This window comes from Serratia sp. NA_13 (genome assembly GCF_052691735.1).
On the sequence record NZ_JBQZFV010000021.1, the window covers coordinates 1 to 20,222 of the forward strand.

The following is a 20,222-nucleotide window of genomic DNA, read 5'->3' on the forward strand; positions in this document are numbered from 1 at the left end:
AAAATCAATAAATTGATTTTCCTGATTTTTATTTATCGGCCTCTACTCGCTCTGGGCAGGAATGAGATTTGTCATCAGTCTGAGGCGGCCCAAGTGGCCGCCTTTTCTTTATCTGTTGCAGGGCAAACAGGCCGGCATTAATACCAGATCATCAACGCCAGCAGGCTGATAACCACCAGCCCGCATAGGGCGGAAGTCAGCATAAACTGCCCGCGCACCCGTTCGCAGCGGCGGATAAACTCCGGATCGTGATGCTCGATATAGCGCTGCGAGAAGATATAGCGCACCAGTCGTATCTGCTTGCTCGGCTGGCCGTGGGCGGTAAAGAAGCCCCCACCGTCAACATACTGGTACAGCAGCGGGTCACAGCCGCGCAAAACCACTAACAGCGCGCGCAGAGAAGAGTAATACCGCACCATGTTTAACACACACACCACACAAAGAGCCCAAAACAGCGCGACGGTACTGATCATGATTGCCTCCTCAAGGCATTGTAATCCACGGCGCTCCGCCGGGTCCAACTGCCCTACCTCTATACCCATTACTGCGGGAGCCTACCGCTCCGATCCCCTTGGCACCGCACAGGCCGCGCATAACCCACCGCCACTGAAAGCCAACCCTCGCCACGCAGAAACTCAACGCAGGGTTTCACTCAGTGGAGTAATGATAAGGCCCATATTCATTATTGTAGGTTAATGAAACGCAAACTGGCCTGAGCAGTAGATAAAATTTACCGCACCCCACCGATTTGTCAGCTACTCATTAGTTATAACTGATTACCGAGCTCAATGGCCCACCGAGCCTTTTCTCCAGCCCTATGGGGCATTTGGGACTATACTCTGTTTAAGAATGCTTATATTTCAAGCGGTCAACACGCCAATAGCACCACGAGCGATAGGGTTTTCCAGCTGGCTGGTGTAAAACTGACCGGGTTGAAATAAAGAGATTTTTTGATGCGATGCAGTGTGATCGCCTCAACATATCATTGCGTTAACTGAATGATAAAATGAAACCTAAAGCCCCAGGCTGGTACGCTGAATGCCTGCTAAGCTTTTAATCGGCATTATATGGAAGGAGTATTCTCATGGCTTATAAACACATTCTGATCGCGGTAGACCTGTCCCCGGAAAGTAAAATCCTGGTGGAGAAAGCCGTATCTATGGCGCGTCCGTATAACGCCAAAGTTTCCCTGATCCACGTAGATGTTAACTATTCCGACCTGTATACCGGCCTGATCGACGTTAATCTCGGCGATATGCAAAAACGTATCTCGGAAGAAACCCACCATGCCCTGACCGAGCTGTCACAAAATGCCGGCTATCCGATTACCGAAACCCTGAGTGGCAGTGGCGATTTGGCGCAGGTACTGGTCGACGCTATCAAGAAATACGATATGGACCTGGTTCTGTGTGGCCACCATCAAGATTTCTGGAGCAAGTTGATGTCCTCCGCGCGTCAGTTGATCAACACCGTGCACATCGACATGCTGATTGTGCCACTGCGCGACGAAGATGAAAAAGCCGAAAAATAAGTAAGCACCCACCAACTAAATTCCCCAACGCCCGCTGCTGCGGGCGTTTTTCATTCTGCCGCCATCATTAATCGCTTGATAATCAACCGCCCTCCGGTGATATAGTCGCTAAAGACACAACATCATTCCCCACGCTTTACCTAAACCTATAGCTATAAAAATGGTGGGGGAAATTCAATGCTACAAGGAGTTAACCATGGAATCGGTAGAATCATTTTTGTCCTCATTACAACAGCAAAATCCTCATCAACCTGAGTTCTTGCAGGCGGTAAGAGAAGTTTTCTCCTCGCTGTGGCCGTTTATTGAACGTAATCCGCGCTACCGCGAATATGCCCTGCTGGAACGTCTGGTGGAACCGGAGCGAACCATCCAATTCCGCGTCAGTTGGGTAGACGATCGCGGCCAGGTGCAGGTCAACCGCGCCTGGCGTGTGCAATTCAACTCCGCGATTGGGCCTTATAAAGGCGGCATGCGTTTTCATCCGTCGGTCAATTTGTCGATTCTTAAATTCCTCGGCTTCGAGCAGACCTTCAAGAATGCACTGACTACGCTGCCAATGGGCGGCGGCAAAGGCGGTTCAGACTTTGATCCGAAGGGCAAAAGCCAGGCGGAGATCATGCGTTTCTGCCAGTCGCTGATGACCGAGCTGTACCGCCATCTGGGGCCAGACACCGACGTACCCGCCGGGGATATCGGCGTCGGCGGCCGTGAGGTCGGCTTTATGAGCGGCATGATGAAGAAGCTGTCCAACAACACAGCCTGTGTATTTACCGGCAAGGGCCTGTCATTCGGCGGCAGTCTGATCCGCCCTGAAGCCACCGGCTATGGCCTGGTGTACTTCACCGATGCCATGCTGCAACGTCACGGGTTGGGTTTTGAAGGCATGCGGGTGGCGGTTTCCGGATCCGGCAACGTAGCGCAGTACACCATTGAAAAGGCGCTGGAACTCGATGCACGGGTGATCACCGTCTCTGACTCAGGCGGTACGCTGGTCGATGAGGCCGGTTTCACTACCGAGAAACTGGCCCATTTGGCAGAGATCAAGAACCAGCATTATGGCCGGGTAGAGGACTATGCCCGTGAACGCGGCCTGACCTATCTGGCCGGCCAGCAGCCCTGGAGCGTCCCGGTAGATATCGCCCTGCCGTGCGCTACTCAAAACGAGCTGGATCTGGAAGCGGCACAAACGCTGATCCGCAACGGGGTCAAAGCCGTAGCCGAGGGCGCCAATATGCCGACCACCATTCAGGCGACTGATGCGTTCCTGGATGCCGGCGTTCTGTTCGCGCCGGGCAAAGCCGCCAACGCCGGTGGAGTGGCCACCTCCGGGCTGGAGATGGCGCAGAATGCTGCGCGCATCGGCTGGCGAGCGGAAAAAGTGGATGTACGTTTACAACATATCATGGCGGATATTCATCAAGCCTGCGTGGAATATGGCGGTGAGGGCAAGCAAACTCACTACGTGCAGGGTGCCAATATCGCTGGATTCGTCAAGGTTGCCGACGCCATGCTGGCACAGGGCGTGTTGTAAGCGCCGTATAGGGTGATCTTGTTCACACATCATTAAAATGCTTCCATGCCGGCGCTCAAGTCGGCATTTTTACCCCCAGAGATCTGCGTACCCCCAATTGAGTTGTTTAACTTATGTAAACATATTTGATTTATATTGTTAATTTATTGGTGTTTTTAGGTGGTAAAATTACTACCAAAAAATTAAAAAACATTTAATTAACATTAAAACCGTCATAATTTTACCTCAATGTGCACAGATCACAGTTTTCCAATTCGGGTTACGCCCCCTCTTCCTTTCCTTTGTAATCTGCCCAGGTGGAAAATCAACCACCCCTACAGATAAAAAGGTACAGCGAAATGAAATTTAACCTCGCATTATTAAATGCATGTGTGGTTTCTGCGTGCATGTTATCGACAACACCTGCCTTGGCTGCTGAAAAGTTCGAGATTGCCGTGGTCGCTAAAGTGACCGGCATTCCCTGGTTCAACCGTATGGAAATCGGTGTTAACGACGCAGCGAAAAAGCTCGACGTGAATGCCTATCAGACCGGACCTGCGACCCCAGATCCCGCCGCACAGGTCAAAGTGATTGAAGACCTGATCGCCAAGAACGTTAACGCCATCATCGTGGTGCCGAACGACGCCAAGGTGCTGGAGCCGGTGCTGAAGAAGGCACGTGAGAAAGGCATCGTGGTGCTGACCCATGAATCGCCGGACCAGCAGATTGGCCAGTGGGATATCGAAACCATCGACAGCGAGAAGTACGCGCAGGCCAACGTCGATGAACTGGCAAAAGACATGGGCGGCAAAGGTGGCTACGCCATTTACGTTGGCTCGCTGACCGTACCGTTGCACAACGCCTGGGCGGATTCCGCCATCAAATACCAGAAAGCCAAATATCCGGACATGTTCGAAGTGACGTCACGTCTGCCGGTAGCGGAAAGCATCGATAAATCCTACGCCACCACGCTGGATTTGATGAAAACTTACCCGCAGATGAAAGGCATTATCGGTTTTGGCTCCCTCGGCCCGATTGGTGCCGGTCAGGCGGTCGCCAAGAAACGCGCCAAGGACAAGATTGCCGTGGTCGGCATCGCCATGCCGGCGCAGGCCGCCCCTTATCTGATGCGCGGCGACATCAAGAAAGCGCTGCTGTGGGATCCGAAAGACGCTGGCTACGCGCTGGTGACAGTCGCCGACCAACTGCTACAGGGCAAGGAAGTGACCAAAGACTTGTCGATTGAGGGTTTGGGTAAAGCCGACGTCGATATGGATAAGAAAGTGATTCGGTTTAATAAAATTCTTGAAGTCACCAAAGATAATGCCAAATCACTGGGCTTCTAACCTTACCCGTCGCCTTTCAAGCTACAGCGTTGTTACCTGCACTCAATCACCCCAGTGACTTACTAAAGTAAGCGCCTGGGGATGAGTGAGCTAGGCGCCAGCTGCAGCTTGAAATTCATAGGGTAGGATTGATTACGCCACACCGGGAAATTAATTAAATAACGTCGGCGCGCAGCCCACCGCGCCCGACGATAATAAAAACCTGCACAGGTTACCGCTATGACCACATCCACCGCATTTATCAGTCTGGAAAATATCAGTAAAAAATTTCCAGGCGTGCTGGCACTGGACCAGATCAACCTGACGCTGAATATTGGCGAAGTGCACTGCCTGGCCGGACAAAATGGCTGTGGCAAAAGCACCATAATTAAAATTATTTCCGGTGTTTATCAGCCGGAAAAAGGTGCCAATATTTCGCTGGAAGGCAAACTCTTTCATTCCCTGACGCCGCAGCTATCGGGTTATTACGGCATTCAGGTGATTTATCAGGATCTGTCGTTATTCCCTAATCTGACGGTGGCGGAAAATATTGCCATTCACCGCTACCTGCCCGGCGGCCATTTCTGGGTACGCAAACGGGTGATGCGCCAGACCGCGCTGGATGCCATGGCGCGCGTCGGCGTGCATATCGATCCCGACAAGAAAGTTGAAAAGCTGTCGATTGCCGACCGCCAACTGGTGGCGATTTGCCGCGCCATCGCTGCCGAAGCGCGGCTAGTGGTTATGGATGAACCTACCGCCTCATTGACGCGTCAGGAGGTCGACGGCCTGCTGCGGGTAGTCAACGAGCTGAAAGCGGCGGGTATCTGCGTGGTGTTTGTCAGCCACCGGCTGGACGAGGTGATGGAGGTCGCTGACCGTATCAGCGTAATGCGCGACGGCAAGCTGGTCGGCACTTTCCCGGCCAGTGAACTCGATAGCCATGAACTGGCGTTCCTGATGACCGGCCAACGCTTCCACTACAGCCAGTTACCCCCACGACCCGCTACCGAGAGTGCGCCGCTGCTCGAAGTGCGTAATCTCAACCGACGCGGAAAATATCAGAATATCAATCTGTCACTGCACGGCGGCGAGATCGTCTCGATCGTCGGCTTGCTGGGTTCAGGCCGCACCGAGCTGTGCCTCAGCCTGTTCGGCATGACCCGCCCTGACAGCGGTGAAATCAGGATCGACGGCCAGCCAGTGCGGCTGCATAACAACCGTGAAGCGGTACGCCAGGGCATCGGCTATGTGTCGGAAGATCGTCTGACGCAGGGGTTGATCATGGAGCAGTCGATCTACGACAACACCATTGTCACCGTGTTTGATCAGCTGCATACCCCGCTCGGACTGTTGGATCATGCCAAAGCCAGCGAACTGGTTAACCGGCTAATCCGCGATCTGAACATTAAGGTTTCCGACAGCGCGCTACCGGTCAAAACCCTGTCCGGCGGCAACGCCCAGCGCATCGCTATCGCCAAGTGGGTCGCCACGCAGCCGAAGATCCTGATCCTCGACTCTCCGACCGTCGGGGTAGATATCGCCAACAAAGAGGGGATCTACCAGATCGCCAAAGATCTGGCGGCGCTCGGCATGGCGGTATTGATGATCTGCGACGAGATCCCGGAAGCCTATTACAACAGCCATCGGGTGTTGGTGATGCGCACGGGCGAGCTGATCGCCGAGTTTTCGCCGCACCAGAGTACCGAACAACAGATCGCCGAGGTGGTGAATGGATAAGTCTTTACTGGCCCGCCTGGCTGGGCGGCACGAGTTTTATCTTGGCCTGCTGGTGTTGCTGCTGGCCATCGGCCTGAGCGTTGGTACCAGCGAGTTTCTGACGTTGGGCAACCTGACCGACGTCGCCACCAGCTATGCCATTCTCGGCATTCTCGCCTGTGGTCTGTTCGTGGTACTGATTGCCGGTGGCATCGACATTTCGTTCCCGGCGATCACCGCTATCGCCCAGTACGTGATGGCCAGTTGGGTGATCCAGCACGGCGGCGGTTTCCCGCTGGCGTTCGTTCTGGCGATAGGCGTCGGCCTGCTGCTCGGGCTGGTGAACGGTTTTCTGGTCTACTGGCTGAAGGTGCCGGCAATCATCATCACCATCGCCACGCTGAACCTGTTCTACGGCCTGCTGGTATACGCCACCAACGGCACTTGGTTGTACGGTTTCCCCGACTGGTTTATGGATGGCATCAGTTGGTTCTCGTTCCAGGGTGCCGACGGCTATGACTATGGCCTGACGCTGCCGCTATTGTGCTTGCTGGCGGTGATTATCGTCACCGGCGTACTGATGAACTTCACCCGTCTTGGCCGCCAGATTTTCGCCATGGGCGGCAACCGCGATGCGGCATCGCGCCTGGGGTTGAATCTGCTGCGACTGCACTTCTACGTTTACGGCTACATGGGCATTCTGGCGGGCATTGCCGCCGTGGTGCAGGCGCAGATCACTCAATCGGTAGCGCCCAACTCCCTGCTCGGCTTCGAACTGACGGTGCTGGCGGCGGTGGTACTCGGTGGCACCAGCATGACCGGCGGCCGCGGCTCACTGACCGGTACGCTGCTGGGCGTGGTGCTGCTGGCCTTCCTGCAGAACGGTCTGACGCTGCTTAGCGTATCGGCCTATTGGCACCAGGTGTTCAGCGGCGCGATCATTTTAATCAGCATCAGCAGCACCGCCTGGAATGAAAAACGCAAGCTGGCCAAGGAGCTATGACATGACCCAGTTAACCCGTCTGATCCCAAGCGATCGGATCATCCGTCTGCAAAGCGCGATCATTATCGTCGTGGCACTGCTGTTCGCCGGACTGCTTGGATCGCGCTTCTTTAGCCTCGGTAATTTCCAGTCGATCGCCTCGCAGTTACCGATCCTCGGTATGCTGGCACTCGGCATGGGCATTACCATGCTCACCGGCGGCATCAACCTGTCGATTATCGCCGGGGCCAACGCCTGCTCGCTGGTGATGGCGGCAATTATCGTCAGCCATCCGGCTCAACCGCTGTTTCTGGTGCTGGCGCTACTAGCCGGGTTGCTGGTCGCCGTCGCCATTGGCGCACTTAATGGGGCGCTGGTCGCCTGGGTCGGGGTTTCGCCGATCCTCGCCTCACTCGGTACCATGACGCTGATCACCGGCCTGAACATTCTGTTGTCCAACGGCGCGGTGATCTCCGGCTTCCCGGCAGCGATTCAGTATCTCGGCAACGGCAGCCTACTCGGCATTCCGGTGGCGCTGCTGCTGTTCCTGTTGGTCGCGGTGGGGCTGTGGCTATTGCTGGAACACACCACGCTGGGGCGCAGCCTGTATTTAATCGGCTCCAACGAGCAGGCTACCCGTTTCAGCGGGGTAAACACCGCCCGGGTGCAAATCGCGGTGTATGTACTATCCGCCCTGCTCGGCTGGGGTGCGGCATTGCTGATGATGGCCAAATTCAACTCGGCCAAAGCCGGCTATGGCGAATCCTATTTGCTGGTGACCATTCTGGCCTCGGTGCTGGGTGGGATTAACCCGGACGGCGGATTTGGGCGGGTACTGGGTCTGGTGTTGGCACTGATTGTGCTGCAAATGCTGGAGAGCGGCCTCAACCTGCTGGGCGTCAGCAGCTATCTGACCATGGCCCTGTGGGGCGCGGTGTTGATCTTGTTTATCGCGTTACAGAATCGAAAAGTGTAGGTTGCGCCCCGGAATTGAACGTGGTGCCGACGCAGACCCAAAATCCCGCAATCAAGGCGGAAGGTGCAGGGCATAGCGGGCCTATGTCCAAGCCTGACAACGTAGGGGGCGGTTTTTTGGGGCGCGTCCCTTCGGGCTGGGGCCGTTTAAGCGCGCTGCATCGTTATTCACCGTTTATTTGGGTCCACCAAACTTCACGGTTCACGCCTTGCTTCGCGCTTAAATGACCGCCAGCAGCGCTCACGAACAATTGCGGGACACAACCTTTAGGAGAAAATAATGGCGAGCTATTTTATTGGCGTAGATGTCGGCACCGGAAGTGCGCGCGCTGGGGTATTCGATCTCAACGGCCATATGGTTGGGCAGGCCAGCCGGTCTATCGACCTATATCGGCCGAAGGCCGACTTTGTTGAACAGTCCTCGGACAATATTTGGCAGGCAGTGTGCAACGCGGTACGCGATGCGGTTAATCAGGCCGACATCAACCCTATTCAGGTCAAAGGGCTGGGCTTCGACGCTACCTGTTCGCTGGTGGTGCTGGACAAAGAGGGGAAGCCGCTGACCATCAGCCCTTCCGGCCGTACCGAACAGAACATTATCGTGTGGATGGATCACCGGGCCATCACCCAGGCCGAGCGCATTAACGCCACCAAACATCGGGTGCTGGATTTCGTCGGCGGCATCATCTCACCTGAAATGCAGACCCCCAAAATGCTGTGGCTGAAGCAGCATATGCCGACCACCTGGGCCAACGCCGGTTACCTGTTTGACCTGCCGGACTTCCTCACCTGGCGCGCCACTCAGGACGCCACCCGTTCGTTGTGTTCAACGGTGTGCAAATGGACTTATCTCGGCCATGAACAGCGCTGGGACAAAAGCTATTTCAAACAGATTGGGCTGGAAGACGTACTGGAACACGATGCCGCCAAAATTGGCAGCGACGTCAAAATGATGGGTGAGCCGCTGGGTCACGGCCTGACCCAGCGCGCCGCCAGTGAGATGGGGTTGATTGCCGGCACCGCGGTTAGCGTGTCGATCATTGATGCCCACGCCGGTACTCTCGGCACGCTGGGGGCTACCGGGGCTTCCGGTGAAGTGGCAGACTTTAATCGCCGCGTTGCCCTGATCGGCGGCACCTCGACCGGTCATATGGCGATGTCGCGCACCGCACGCTTTATCCCCGGCGTGTGGGGGCCGTATTACTCGGCCATTCTGCCGGAATACTGGCTGAACGAAGGCGGCCAGTCCGCCACCGGCGCGCTGATTGACCACATCATCCAGTCACATCCTTGTTATCAAGAGCTGCTGGCGCAGGCAAAAACCCAGGGGCTGACCATCTATGAGGTGCTGAACGCTCTGCTGCGCCGTATGGCCGGCGAGCCGGAGGATATTGCCTACCTGACCAAAGACATTCATATGCTGCCGTATTTCCACGGCAACCGCTCGCCGCGTGCCAATCCGACGCTGACCGGCACCCTGACCGGGCTGAAGCTGTCACGCACCCCGGAAGACATGGCGCTGCACTATCTGGCCACCATCCAGGCCATCGCGCTCGGTACCCGCCATATTATCGAAACCATGAATCAAAGCGGTTACAGCATCGATACCATCATGGCCAGCGGCGGTGGCACCAAGAACCCGATTTTCGTGCAGGAACATGCCAATGCCACCGGCTGTGCCATGCTGCTGCCGGAAGAGAGTGAGGCGATGCTGTTGGGCGGCGCGATGATGGGCACCGTGGCGGCCGGGGTGTTCGACAGCCTGCCGGAAGCGATGAGTGCCATGAGTCGTATCGGTAAAACCGTGACGCCGCAGACCAACAAGATTAAACGCTATTACGATCGTAAATACCGCGTGTTCCATGAGCTGTATAACGACCATATGAAATACCGCCAACTGATGCAGGAGGACGCCTGATGCAGCAGGACTGGCAACGGGCAACGCAGGCCTGGGAAATCTACAGCCGGGAGCTGGCACAATTGGGGCAACGCATCGACCCACAGACCTGGCAACGGCTGCTGACCCTGCTGGCGGAGTGTCGGGGTAAAATTGTGGTCACCGGCGTTGGCACTTCCGGCATCGCGGCACGCAAGGTTGCCCATATGCTGGCCTGCGTGGAACGACCGGCTATTTACCTGAATGCCACCGACGCGGCGCACGGCGATCTGGGCTTTTTGCGCGCTGATGATCTGATGATTTTGATTTCGCGCGGCGGCAATTCCGACGAATTGACCCGACTACTGCCGACGTTGCAGGCCAAGGGCGTGCCACTGATTGGCGTGACGGAGAATCCGGGCTCGGCGATCGCTCAAGCATCGCAATTGGTGATAAGAACAGGTGTAGAAAATGAGATAGACCCGCTGAACATGCTGGCAACTACGTCTATCGTGCTGGTTCTGGCAATTTTCGACGCGGCCTGTGCCTGCCTGATGGAGCGCAGTGGCTACAACAAGGAAACGCTGCTGGCGGTTCACCCGGGCGGTGATGTCGGCAAGCGTTTACTGCAGGGGCATTAACGTTAATCGGTGTAGTAAGGGCTCAGCATTCACATGCCGAGCCCGTAATCATTATCAAGCCTTGTTAATCGCCTCAATAATCACCAACTGATCACTCAAACGCTTTTTCACCAGCGGATCGCTGGCGGCACTCAACTGCGCCTGCAGCGCGGCCTGTTGCTTCTGACGTGCCTTCGGCTCGCTGAGCAGCAACCCTTTCACGTTGAATGACGCCACGTTGCCGTAACGCCCATCTTCGCTGGTGGGCACGCTGATTTTGCCGTCGTTCAGCAGTTTTTCGACGATTTTGCGCTCACGATCATAACCCTCCAAACCGACCAACTGCCAGCGCTGCACCGCCTGCCCCTGATACTGGCCTTTTTTCACTTCGGTCAGATAACGAATGGTCAGATTGCGGATGGTACCGGCCTCTTCACCATATTCCACCTTGCTGTCAGACAGCACCGGGAACTGCATGCCTTCCAGCGCGCCGCCTTTTTGCGTCAGGTGCCCCATACGATAGCTGTTCATCCCCAGGCGGATTGGCGTGCTGTCGGTCACCGGCGTGCCGTCGGCCATCTGCAGGTCACGGATGCGCTGCCCGGCCGGTTGGCGCAGGTCGATTTTGTAGGTCACGCCATCGAAGAAATCATTGGTCGAGTATTTCGATGCGCGGCGCTGCGGGTTAAAGCTGTAGGTCACGTCGCCGTCATGCAGCTGATTGAAGTAGCCCGCCGACCATTCCATGTACTTCTTCAGTTCTTTGCCGCTGAGCTGATAAACGGTGATTTCACCACCGGCATATTGGTAGTTGAAGGCAATGTCCTTGGCGGTGATGGTACCGACGTTCAGTTTCGGCCGGTCGTTATCAATCTGCAACGCGATCACCTGCGCCTGCGGCGCATAGTAATGCCCGGCTTCCTGATACAGCTTGCTGATGCCGGTATCCTGAACATGCACCTGCGGAATACCCTTCACCGCATCCGGCGGCACCAGATCCTGGCCGCTGAGCTGGGCAATCGGCCGATTGGCATTGGCCCGTAGGATCTTGTGGTACGGCTGGTAAATCTCTTCGAGTTTTTTATCCGAGGCGATGCCTTTGATCGGGTAGGTGTAACTGTCTTTGTTGATCAGCACGTACTTACCGTTGTGCTGCTCAAACTGAAGATCGATGCGTGACAGCGCGCGACCATATTTGTCCGGTTCGGTGACGATTACGCCGTTGATCACTTCTTTATCGACTTTTACGTGCATATGCCCGGCGACGATCGCCGCCAGTTCCGGGTTGGCCCTGGCAATATCGCCCACGCCGGTCCCCGGCCGCTGGTTCTCGTTGTCGATCCCCATGTGTGCCACCAGCACGATAGCGTCCACCTGCCCCTGGATCTGCTGGACAGCCTGCTTCACCGCCTGAACCGGATCGGTAAAGTTCAGCCCTTTCACCCGATCAGTGCCTTTGGCGAATTCAGCGGTCATCGGCGTATCCATGCCGATAATGCCGATTTTCACCCCCTGGCGTTCAATAATTTTATACGCCGGCAGGTAGGGCTTGCCGCTGTCCCACAGAATATTACCGGCCAGTGCCGTGCCCTTGAACTGGTTAAGTGAAGTGGAAAGGGGTTTGAGGCCGAAGTCGAATTCGTGATTGCCCATCACCCAGACGTCATAGTCCAGCGCGTTAAAACCGAGGATCATCGGGCTGGTTTTGTCATTTTTAAAGGTCTCGACAAAGTTGCCCTGAATGGTGTCACCGGCATCGACCAGGATCACGTTCGGCTGCTGGGCGCGCACCTGATGCACCTGAGTGGCAATTTGGCTAAGGCTACCGGCCAGATTGGCGGTGTCGGTAGAATAATCCCAGGGCACAAAGGTGCCGTGCAGATCAGAGGTGCCAAGAATGGTGATATTGACAGGTTCAGAGGCCATCGCAGAGGTACCCAGGCAAAGCAAAACAGCAAGGAGTGTTTTTTTCATTATTTATTTAATTATAGGAAGGGAAACGAACAGGAATCATGCGATCTGGAACACAAGCTTGCCAGTACCTTTGCAAGGTAAAAAATAAAATTGGGAGGTAGATCAATGAATACCTCCCTATTTAGCCCTCTATGCCCTAAATAATTGGCGTTGTATCAAGGCGGCAAGTTTGTAAGTCCCCAGGAGCTTACTCAAGTAAGTGAATGGGGCGCGCAACAAATCTGTCAGGAACAGATTTGAACAACGCTTGCGTTGGCCCCGTTAAGGGGAGAGGCCCATGGACGGGCCGAGTAATGCAGCCAACACAGATATAGCGTCAAGTATGAAGGGGATAGGGCATGTATATATCGAAACGGTGACTCTTGGTCGTCGATGCCGCATGCGCCTGTACGTTAGCCAACGGCGGGGCATAATCCGGGCGTTTCACCACCACGCGCTTGGTCGCCAGGCGGCGTGCTGGCTCCAGCAGGCCATCGGCGTCATCGTCGCTGCCCACCAGCGACTGGAACACCCGCATCTCCTTTTTCACCAACGCACTTTTCTGCTTATGTGGGTACATCGGATCGAGGTACACCACCTCCGGCCGGGGCTCAATATCACCCAACGCCGTCAGGCTGGAGGCATGCAACATCGTCATACGTTCGCGCAACCATGGGCCGATTTCCGCGTCCAGATAGCCGCGCTGCAGGCCGTCATCCAGCAATGCCGCCACCACCGGATTCCGCTCCAGCATCCGCACCCGGCAGCCCAGAGACGCCAGAACAAAAGCATCGCGCCCCAGACCGGCAGTAGCATCCACCACGTCAGGGCGGTAACTGCCCTTGATGCCGACCGCCTTCGCCACCGCTTCACCGCGCCCACCGCCAAATTTGCGCCGATGGGCCATAGTGCCGGAAACGAAATCGACGTAGATCGCCCCGAGTTTGGGTTCGTCACGCTTGCGCAGCTCCAGCCGTTCGGGCGTCAACACCAGCGCCATCAGCGCCTCGTCGTCCGAAGTTAACTGCCAGCGCTGCGCCAGAATAGACAAGGCGCCGGGGTCGGCGCCTTCTTCACACAATAAACACACGCTCACCGGTGGGGTTATCCTTTAATACCGTAATGGCGCAGCATAGCATCCAGTTGCGGCTCACGGCCACGGAAGCGTTTGAACAGTTCCATCGGCTCTTCCGAACCGCCGCGCGACAGGATGTTGTCGAGGAAGGATTTACCGGTTTCAGCGTTGAAAATCCCCTCTTCCTCAAAGCGTGAATAGGCATCGGCCGACAGCACTTCCGCCCACAGATAGCTGTAATAACCAGCCGCGTAGCCCCCGGCAAAGATATGGCTGAAAGCATGCGGGAAACGACCCCAGCTTGGTGAAGGCACTACCGCCACCATTTTTTTCACTTCCGCCAGCGTTGGCAGGACCTGTGCACCTTTTTCCGGGCTGTATTCGGCATGCATGCGGAAGTCGAACAGGCCGAATTCCAACTGACGCAGAATGAACAGCGCCGCCTGGTAGTTTTTGGCTGCCAGCAGCTTGTCGAGCATCTCTTTCGGCAATGGCTCGCCACTTTGATAGTGGCCGGAAATAAACGCCAGTGCTTCCGGCTCCCAGCACCAGTTTTCCATAAACTGGCTTGGCAGTTCGACCGCATCCCATGGCACACCGCTGATGCCGGAAACGCCGGCGGTGTCGATCTGGGTCAGCATATGGTGCAGACCATGGCCAAATTCGTGAAACAGCGTGGTCACTTCGTTATGGGTGAACAGTGCCGGTTTGTCGCCCAGCGGACGGTTAAAGTTACAGGTCAGGTAAGCGACCGGCTTTTGCAACTCGCCGTTGGCCTTGCGCAGGCTGCCGACGCAGTCGTCCATCCACGCCCCGCCGCGCTTGTTTTCACGTGCATACAGATCGAGGTAGAAACTGCCGCGCAGTTCGCCGTTGGCGTCGAACAGGTCAAAGAAGCGCACCTCTGGATGCCAGGTATCAACATCCTTGCGCTCTTTGGCGGTGATGCCGTAAATGCGTTTGACCACTTCGAACAAGCCTTCCACCACCCGCTGTTCCGGGAAGTACGGGCGCAGTTGCTCATCGCTGATCGAAAACAGGTGTTGTTTCTGTTTTTCGCCGTAATAGGTAATGTCCCAGGCTTCCAGCTCATCCACACCGTAATGCTGTTTGGCGAAGGCGCGCAGCTGTGCCAGCTCCTGCTCGGCCTGCGGACGGGCACGCTTGGCCAGATCGCTGAGGAAACCGAGCACCTGCTCCGGGTTTTCCGCCATTTTGGTCGCCAGCGATTTGTCGGCATAGCTGTCAAAGCCCAGCAGTTGGGCCAATTCGTGGCGCAGTGCCAGCGTTTCTGCCATCACTTCGCTGTTATCCCACTCGCCGGCATTCGGCCCCTGATCGGAGGCGCGGGTAGCGAAGGCGCGATACATCTCTTCACGCAGGGCACGGTTGTCGCCGTAGGTCAGTACCGGCAAATAGCTCGGCATATCCAGCGTCAGCAGCCAACCGTCCTGCTCTTTGGCCTGCGCCATCGCCTGCGCCTGGGCCAGCGCGCTTTCCGGCAGGCCGTTCAGCTCGGCTTGATCGGTAATCAGCTTGCTCCAGCCCATGGTGGCATCGAGCACGTTGTTGCTGTAAGTAGAACCCAGTTCGGACAGACGCGCGACGATTTCGCCGTAGCGACGCTGTTTTTCCGGCGACAGGCCGATACCTGACAGCTCAAAATCACGCAGCGCATTTTCTACCGATTTGCGCTGTGGTGCAGTCAGCTTTTCGAACCCGGCCCCTTCTTTCAGGCTGCGATAAGCCTGGTACAAGCCTTCATGTTGCCCTACCCAGGTGCCGTATTCAGACAGCAACGGCAGCGCCTGCTCATAGGCGGCGCGCAGTTCCGGGCTGTTTTTTACCGAGTTCAAATGCCCCACCGGCGACCAGATGCGCGACAGGCGATCGTCAGACTCCGCCAGCGGCTGACACAGGTTATCCCAGGTGAACGGTCCCGGCTGCGCGATAACGCGCTCTACCGCAGCGCGGCAATCGGCCAACGCGGATTGCACCGCAGGCACGATATCTTCTGGGCGAATGGCGGAAAACGGTGGCAGGGAAAACGGGGTCAGCAACGGATTTGTCATAGGGCAGTCCTGATTAGCGTTGGGGCCCGCCGCAGCGGGCAGGCCTTAAAATACGTATGAATATCTAACATGGAGCCAAGCAGCAGGAAAATCAATGGGTGAGAACCCACATTTAACCGCTTGATGACAGCTGACTGTGGACATTACCCCTTATTTGTTACCACTTTCCCCGAAGAATAACCTGCTCAAGCTCTCTCAAAAAAAGTAAAAATGTGACGTAACACAATAAACCTGGTGATGTACTGTGCTAAAAAAAATGAAACTGATTTATTCAATAAGTTAAATTAAATTTAATGATATAAATTTGAAAAACAAAAAGGAATTAACATGGCATGGATTTATGAGGTTAGGACAAGAAAATTTTCTTTAAATGGAGAATTAAAATTTTATGCACAATATGCTGGTGCTGTGGGTTATCAAAACAACCCTGAATTTGAATGTTTGAAAAACAAAGGCCCGTTGCCGAGAGGGCGGTATAAAATTGGAGCACCTTACACTTCAATAAACACTGGGAAATATACGCTTCCCTTAACCCCAACCAGCACCAGCAATATGTGCAATCGCGATGCCTTTAAAATCCACGGTGATAGCCTGAAAAACCCAGGCAAAGCCTCACAAGGATGTATCGTCGCCAATCCAAAATACAGAAGTGAAATATGGAATAGTGGCGACAGAGAGTTGATTGTAAAATGAAAAATTTATTAACCTCTTCACTCCTTTTACTTTCTCTCTCATCAGCGGCCATGGAGAAACACCCATGCGTCGTTGTTGGCTCAGCAGTAGAACGCCCTGTTTACGATGCAATGATTGATGAAATGGGGGTTAAACAGGAATCAATAGTTGCCAAAAAAACCAAGTTAGAACTTCTCGACAACAAACCAGTCAATATATTACTGGCTATGCAGCTAGCTAAAAAAGACGCACAAGAAACCACCTTCGTTAAATATAAAGAGCTTATTTCCATTTACCAAAACGATAACCCACGGAATCTCATCATTAAGTACACTTACGAAAACACAGCAGGGAAACATAATACTTTTATTGGTTCCGCTATAGTTAACAACAATGAATGTTCCGTTGGCTTTAACGGATATATTGTCGTTATGCGTGAATTTTAAGAGAGGATTTAAAGCTCCATCCGGGTTCGTTGGTGGAGTGTCAACCTGAGTTAGTCTGGCCACAGACGAAGGTATTAAAACGGTTCTCTCACCGATTTAGCGCCGGTAATGTCAGAGTAAAACGTGACTGAAAGGGGAACCGGCTCACCTTCTTACATCAATGGCCGGGCGTTGATAGATAGTGCCTTAAGCTGTGCGCTGGCGGATTTACGCCGCCAGCGCGGCCAGATGCCCATAGTCGGCGCGCGCGGCATCGTGAGAAGAAAGATCCCCCTCGTAACGATCGAAAAATTTGCTCGATTTGGACTCTATCGGCTGCCAGTGCTCCAGCCCGGCGGTGCCGTACATCGGGATCAGCTTGGCATGCACGGGATCGACGCCATATCGCGAAATAGGCAGCTCATTTTCTCTCCTTGTGATTCAAAGCGTTTCAACCAGCTCAAACTCTTCAAACACCAGCCACATGTCCGGCGCAAAGCTGCCTTCACGGACGAAAAACGCCTGATGCTCCTGCCGCCAGAATGCCAGGCTTTTATCTCCTTCCCCCTCGTTGGCAGCCATCTCGGCGGTAACATCACAGAAACGAACCAGCTTCAGTGACAGCGTTCTGATGACACAGGCGGGCTCACCTCAGCCATTAAGGATCACGTTATAATCCCCAACCAGCGGTGATTTCTCTTGTTGATAGGCGACATAGGAACCACAGGTTGCGGTTTTGTCGCCGTCGAGCACCCGTTGCAGCAGCTCATCCGCCAGCGCCGGGCTGTCGCCGAATTGCCAGCGCGACGCGCCGGGATAGTTAGCCAGAATAGCCGACTCGGTCATTGTCCTGCTCCTTGATAGAGGACCTGTGGTAACGCATTCCGGTTTTTCCCGCCCAGACAGTTTATACTGTGCAGAATATAAGCCTTTATTCTGTTCAGCCCGCTCCGTCGGGAGCACAAGGAATTACCACAAGCCATGTTAAGTTACCGCCACAGTTTCCACGCCGGCAACCACGCCGACGTGCTCAAGCACACCGTTCAAAGCCTGATCATTGAGTCGCTGAAAGAAAAAGACAAGCCGTTCCTGTACCTGGATACCCACTCCGGCGCAGGGCGCTATCAGCTGAGCGGTGAACACGCCGAACGCACCGGGGAGTACCTGGAAGGCATAGGCCTGCTGTGGCAACGTGACGATCTGCCAGAAGAACTGGCGGCCTACATGAATGTAGTGCACCACTTTAACCGCACCGAAAAGCTGCGCTACTACCCCGGCTCACCGCTGATTGCCCGCCAGCTGCTGCGTCCGCAGGATAAAATCCACCTGACCGAACTGCACCCGAGCGACTTCCCACTGCTGCGCAGCGAGTTCCAGAAGGACGATCGCGCCAAAGTGCAACGCGCCGATGGCTACCAGCAGTTGAAATCCCAGTTGCCACCACTGTCACGCCGTGGGCTGATCCTGATGGACCCGCCGTACGAGATGAAAACCGATTACCAGGACGTGATCAAAGGCCTGCAAGAAGGCTACAAGCGCTTTGCCACCGGCACTTACGCGCTGTGGTATCCGGTGGTCATGCGCCAGCAGATCAAACGTATGCTGAAAGAGCTGGAAGCCACCGGCATCCGCAATATTCTGCAGATCGAACTGGCGGTAAAACCCGACAGCGACCAACGCGGCATGACGGCCTCCGGCATGATCGTGATTAATCCGCCGTGGAAGCTGGAACAACAGATGAAAAACGTGCTGCCATGGCTGCACAAAATATTGGTGCCGTCGGGCCATGGTCACCATTTGGTGAACTGGGTGGTGCCGGAATAAGCTTCCGGGGCGCGGCCTGCCGCGCCTTTATACCCGTTATCTATCACAACTATCGGCGCAATCTTTGCGACAAACCTGCATCAGGCGTTAAACTCTTACGTTCTTCGATTCACACAATTCATGGAAATCCCAGATGACCAAACATTACGATTATCTAGCAATTGGCGGCGGCAGCGGCGGCATCGCATCAGTCAACCGGGCAGCCATGTACGGCCAGAAATGCGCGCTGATTGAAGCCAAGGAACTGGGCGGCACCTGCGTTAACGTGGGTTGTGTACCGAAAAAAGTGATGTGGCATGCGGCGCAAATCGCCGAGGCTATTCACATGTATGGCCCGGATTACGGTTTCGATACCACCGTTAACGCCTTTGACTGGAAAAAGCTGGTGGCTAACCGCACCGCTTATATCGACCGCATCCATAATTCCTACGACAACGTGCTGGGCAAAAACAAAGTTGACGTGATCAAAGGCTTTGCGCGCTTTATCGACGCCCACACGGTTGAAGTAAACGGTGAGAAAATCACCGCCGACCATATTCTGATCGCCACCGGCGGGCGCCCAAGCCATCCGGACATTCCGGGCGCAGAATATGGCATCGACTCAGACGGCTTTTTCGATTTGGACGCGATGCCAAAACGCGTTGCCATTGTGGGCGCGGGTTATATCGCGGTGGAAATCGCCGGTGTGCTGAACGCGCTGGGTGCCGAAACGCACCTGTTCGTGCGTAAACACGCGCCGCTGCGCAGCTTCGATCCGATGATTGTCGAAACCCTGGTCGAAGTGATGAACACCGAAGGGCCAAGCCTGCACACCGAGTCGGTGCCAAAGGCCATCGTTAAAAACGCCGACGGCAGCCTGACACTGCAGTTGGAAAACGGCAAGGAATTCACCGTCGACAGCCTAGTGTGGGCGATCGGCCGTGAACCGGCGACCGATAACCTGAACCTGGCCGTTACCGGGGTGAAAACCAACGAAAATGGCTATATCGACGTCGATAAATACCAGAACACCAACGTAGCGGGCATTTATGCCGTAGGTGACAACACCGGTGCCGTTGAACTGACCCCGGTTGCCGTGGCTGCCGGTCGCCGCCTGTCCGAACGCCTGTTCAACAACAAGCCGGAAGAACACCTGGATTACAGCAACATCGCTACCGTGGTATTCAGCCACCCGCCAATCGGCACTATCGGCCTGACCGAGCCGGAAGCTATCGAGAAATTCGGTGCGGACAGCGTGAAAGTGTATAAATCTTCCTTCACCGCCATGTACAGCGCCGTGACGCAGCACCGTCAGCCGTGCCGCATGAAGCTAGTGTGCGTGGGTCAGGAAGAGAAGATTGTTGGCCTGCACGGTATCGGCTTCGGCATGGACGAAATCCTACAGGGCTTCGCTGTGGCAATTAAGATGGGCGCCACCAAGAAAGACTTCGACAACACCGTCGCGATCCACCCGACCGCCGCGGAAGAATTTGTCACCATGCGCTAAGCGCAAAAATCAGAACAAACCAAGGCCAGGGTAACCCTGGCCTTAAGTTGCTGACAAAGCAGGAAAAAGTGTGGTTTTCCTGCTTTGTGGTGAGCAGCCGAAAATCAATAAATTGATTTTCCTGATTTTTATTTATCGGCCTCTACTCGCTCTGGGCAGGAATGAAGTTTGTCATCA

At 55.1% G+C, this 20,222-nt stretch carries 16 protein-coding genes and 2 pseudogenes; 12 read left to right on the forward strand and 6 right to left on the reverse strand.

The features are described from left to right. Positions 1-137: 137 nt before the first annotated feature. Positions 138-473, reverse strand: coding sequence for a universal stress protein UspB (gene uspB, locus ACUTSU_RS21100; protein ID WP_026142575.1), 336 nt, complete (start codon positions 471-473; stop codon positions 138-140). Between the two features lie 611 nt (positions 474-1,084). Between uspB and uspA the strand changes: the two genes are divergently transcribed. From uspA to ACUTSU_RS21140, 8 genes are all read left to right on the forward strand, one after another. Further along, a complete protein-coding gene (uspA, locus tag ACUTSU_RS21105; protein ID WP_445652728.1) occupies positions 1,085-1,531 on the forward strand; it encodes a universal stress protein UspA in 447 nt (148 codons plus the stop codon). Between the two features lie 196 nt (positions 1,532-1,727). Beyond that, positions 1,728-3,062 carry an NADP-specific glutamate dehydrogenase gene (gene gdhA / locus ACUTSU_RS21110; protein ID WP_445652729.1) on the forward strand — a complete coding sequence of 445 codons (1,335 nt, stop codon included), beginning with the start codon at positions 1,728-1,730 and terminating at the stop codon, positions 3,060-3,062. 338 nt (positions 3,063-3,400) lie between these two features. Further along, complete coding sequence (locus tag ACUTSU_RS21115; RefSeq protein WP_445652730.1) at positions 3,401-4,387, forward strand: autoinducer 2 ABC transporter substrate-binding protein; 987 nt, start codon at positions 3,401-3,403, stop codon at positions 4,385-4,387. 219 nt (positions 4,388-4,606) lie between these two features. After that, positions 4,607-6,106: a sugar ABC transporter ATP-binding protein gene (locus ACUTSU_RS21120; protein WP_445652731.1), complete on the forward strand. Its 1,500-nt coding sequence runs from the start codon at positions 4,607-4,609 to the stop codon at positions 6,104-6,106. Further along, positions 6,099-7,088 (forward strand): ABC transporter permease, encoded by a 990-nt coding sequence (locus ACUTSU_RS21125; protein ID WP_261432505.1) that lies wholly within the window; start codon positions 6,099-6,101, stop codon positions 7,086-7,088. Before ACUTSU_RS21120 ends, ACUTSU_RS21125 begins: the two co-directional genes overlap by 8 nt. A gap of 1 nt (position 7,089) precedes the next feature. Continuing rightward, on the forward strand, positions 7,090-8,043 hold the full coding sequence (locus ACUTSU_RS21130; protein WP_445652732.1) for an ABC transporter permease: 954 nt from the start codon (positions 7,090-7,092) through the stop codon (positions 8,041-8,043). A 279-nt stretch (positions 8,044-8,322) separates the two neighbouring features. Next, positions 8,323-9,960, forward strand: coding sequence for an FGGY-family carbohydrate kinase (locus ACUTSU_RS21135; protein WP_445654685.1), 1,638 nt, complete (start codon positions 8,323-8,325; stop codon positions 9,958-9,960). After that, positions 9,960-10,559 carry a KpsF/GutQ family sugar-phosphate isomerase gene (locus ACUTSU_RS21140; RefSeq protein WP_445652734.1) on the forward strand — a complete coding sequence of 200 codons (600 nt, stop codon included), beginning with the start codon at positions 9,960-9,962 and terminating at the stop codon, positions 10,557-10,559. The genes ACUTSU_RS21135 and ACUTSU_RS21140 overlap by 1 nt, the downstream gene beginning before the upstream one ends. Positions 10,560-10,613: 54 nt before the next feature. On the opposite strand, the gene ACUTSU_RS21145 is transcribed toward ACUTSU_RS21140, so the two are convergent. From ACUTSU_RS21145 to prlC, 3 genes are all read right to left on the reverse strand, one after another. Beyond that, on the reverse strand, positions 10,614-12,512 hold the full coding sequence (locus ACUTSU_RS21145; RefSeq protein WP_445652735.1) for a bifunctional metallophosphatase/5'-nucleotidase: 1,899 nt from the start codon (positions 12,510-12,512) through the stop codon (positions 10,614-10,616). Positions 12,513-12,828: 316 nt separating this feature from the next. After that, a complete protein-coding gene (rsmJ, locus tag ACUTSU_RS21150) occupies positions 12,829-13,587 on the reverse strand; it encodes a 16S rRNA (guanine(1516)-N(2))-methyltransferase RsmJ (RefSeq protein WP_445652736.1) in 759 nt (252 codons plus the stop codon). A gap of 8 nt (positions 13,588-13,595) precedes the next feature. Continuing rightward, on the reverse strand, positions 13,596-15,638 hold the full coding sequence (gene prlC / locus ACUTSU_RS21155; protein ID WP_445652737.1) for an oligopeptidase A: 2,043 nt from the start codon (positions 15,636-15,638) through the stop codon (positions 13,596-13,598). A gap of 327 nt (positions 15,639-15,965) precedes the next feature. Between prlC and ACUTSU_RS21160 the strand changes: the two genes are divergently transcribed. Both ACUTSU_RS21160 and ACUTSU_RS21165 read left to right on the forward strand, forming a co-directional pair. Beyond that, positions 15,966-16,331: a tlde1 domain-containing protein gene (locus ACUTSU_RS21160; protein ID WP_445652738.1), complete on the forward strand. Its 366-nt coding sequence runs from the start codon at positions 15,966-15,968 to the stop codon at positions 16,329-16,331. Next, positions 16,328-16,756, forward strand: coding sequence for a hypothetical protein (locus tag ACUTSU_RS21165; protein ID WP_445652739.1), 429 nt, complete (start codon positions 16,328-16,330; stop codon positions 16,754-16,756). The genes ACUTSU_RS21160 and ACUTSU_RS21165 overlap by 4 nt, the downstream gene beginning before the upstream one ends. A gap of 207 nt (positions 16,757-16,963) precedes the next feature. On the opposite strand, the pseudogene ACUTSU_RS21170 reads toward ACUTSU_RS21165, so the two are convergent. Both ACUTSU_RS21170 and ACUTSU_RS21175 read right to left on the reverse strand, forming a co-directional pair. Then, a pseudogene (locus tag ACUTSU_RS21170) lies at positions 16,964-17,140 on the reverse strand (diadenosine tetraphosphate hydrolase); the annotation flags it as partial. 36 nt (positions 17,141-17,176) lie between these two features. Further along, positions 17,177-17,581: pseudogene (locus ACUTSU_RS21175) on the reverse strand (ASCH domain-containing protein). Positions 17,582-17,716: 135 nt separating this feature from the next. On the opposite strand from ACUTSU_RS21175, the gene ACUTSU_RS21180 reads away from it, so the two are divergent. Then, the gene (locus ACUTSU_RS21180) at positions 17,717-18,559 is read left to right on the forward strand and encodes a 23S rRNA (adenine(2030)-N(6))-methyltransferase RlmJ (RefSeq protein WP_445652741.1); all 843 of its coding nucleotides are present in this window, start codon (positions 17,717-17,719) and stop codon (positions 18,557-18,559) included. Between the two features lie 133 nt (positions 18,560-18,692). Then, positions 18,693-20,045: a glutathione-disulfide reductase gene (gene gorA / locus ACUTSU_RS21185; protein WP_445652742.1), complete on the forward strand. Its 1,353-nt coding sequence runs from the start codon at positions 18,693-18,695 to the stop codon at positions 20,043-20,045. Positions 20,046-20,222: the final 177 nt, after the last annotated feature.

What these genes read in the sequence shown, in the direction of transcription:
- ACUTSU_RS21135 (WP_445654685.1), top strand. Translation starts at nt 8,323, where the DNA reads ATGGCGAGCTATTTTATTGGCGTAGATGTCGGCACCGGAAGTGCGCGC.
- ACUTSU_RS21115 (WP_445652730.1), top strand. Translation starts at nt 3,401, where the DNA reads ATGAAATTTAACCTCGCATTATTAAATGCATGTGTGGTTTCTGCGTGC.
- ACUTSU_RS21145 (WP_445652735.1), bottom strand. Translation starts at nt 12,512, where the DNA reads ATGAAAAAAACACTCCTTGCTGTTTTGCTTTGCCTGGGTACCTCTGCG.
- ACUTSU_RS21140 (WP_445652734.1), top strand. Translation starts at nt 9,960, where the DNA reads ATGCAGCAGGACTGGCAACGGGCAACGCAGGCCTGGGAAATCTACAGC.
- uspA (WP_445652728.1), top strand. Translation starts at nt 1,085, where the DNA reads ATGGCTTATAAACACATTCTGATCGCGGTAGACCTGTCCCCGGAAAGT.
- ACUTSU_RS21120 (WP_445652731.1), top strand. Translation starts at nt 4,607, where the DNA reads ATGACCACATCCACCGCATTTATCAGTCTGGAAAATATCAGTAAAAAA.
- ACUTSU_RS21130 (WP_445652732.1), top strand. Translation starts at nt 7,090, where the DNA reads ATGACCCAGTTAACCCGTCTGATCCCAAGCGATCGGATCATCCGTCTG.
- ACUTSU_RS21165 (WP_445652739.1), top strand. Translation starts at nt 16,328, where the DNA reads ATGAAAAATTTATTAACCTCTTCACTCCTTTTACTTTCTCTCTCATCA.
- ACUTSU_RS21160 (WP_445652738.1), top strand. Translation starts at nt 15,966, where the DNA reads ATGGCATGGATTTATGAGGTTAGGACAAGAAAATTTTCTTTAAATGGA.
- gdhA (WP_445652729.1), top strand. Translation starts at nt 1,728, where the DNA reads ATGGAATCGGTAGAATCATTTTTGTCCTCATTACAACAGCAAAATCCT.
- ACUTSU_RS21125 (WP_261432505.1), top strand. Translation starts at nt 6,099, where the DNA reads ATGGATAAGTCTTTACTGGCCCGCCTGGCTGGGCGGCACGAGTTTTAT.
- uspB (WP_026142575.1), bottom strand. Translation starts at nt 473, where the DNA reads ATGATCAGTACCGTCGCGCTGTTTTGGGCTCTTTGTGTGGTGTGTGTG.
- prlC (WP_445652737.1), bottom strand. Translation starts at nt 15,638, where the DNA reads ATGACAAATCCGTTGCTGACCCCGTTTTCCCTGCCACCGTTTTCCGCC.
- gorA (WP_445652742.1), top strand. Translation starts at nt 18,693, where the DNA reads ATGACCAAACATTACGATTATCTAGCAATTGGCGGCGGCAGCGGCGGC.
- ACUTSU_RS21180 (WP_445652741.1), top strand. Translation starts at nt 17,717, where the DNA reads ATGTTAAGTTACCGCCACAGTTTCCACGCCGGCAACCACGCCGACGTG.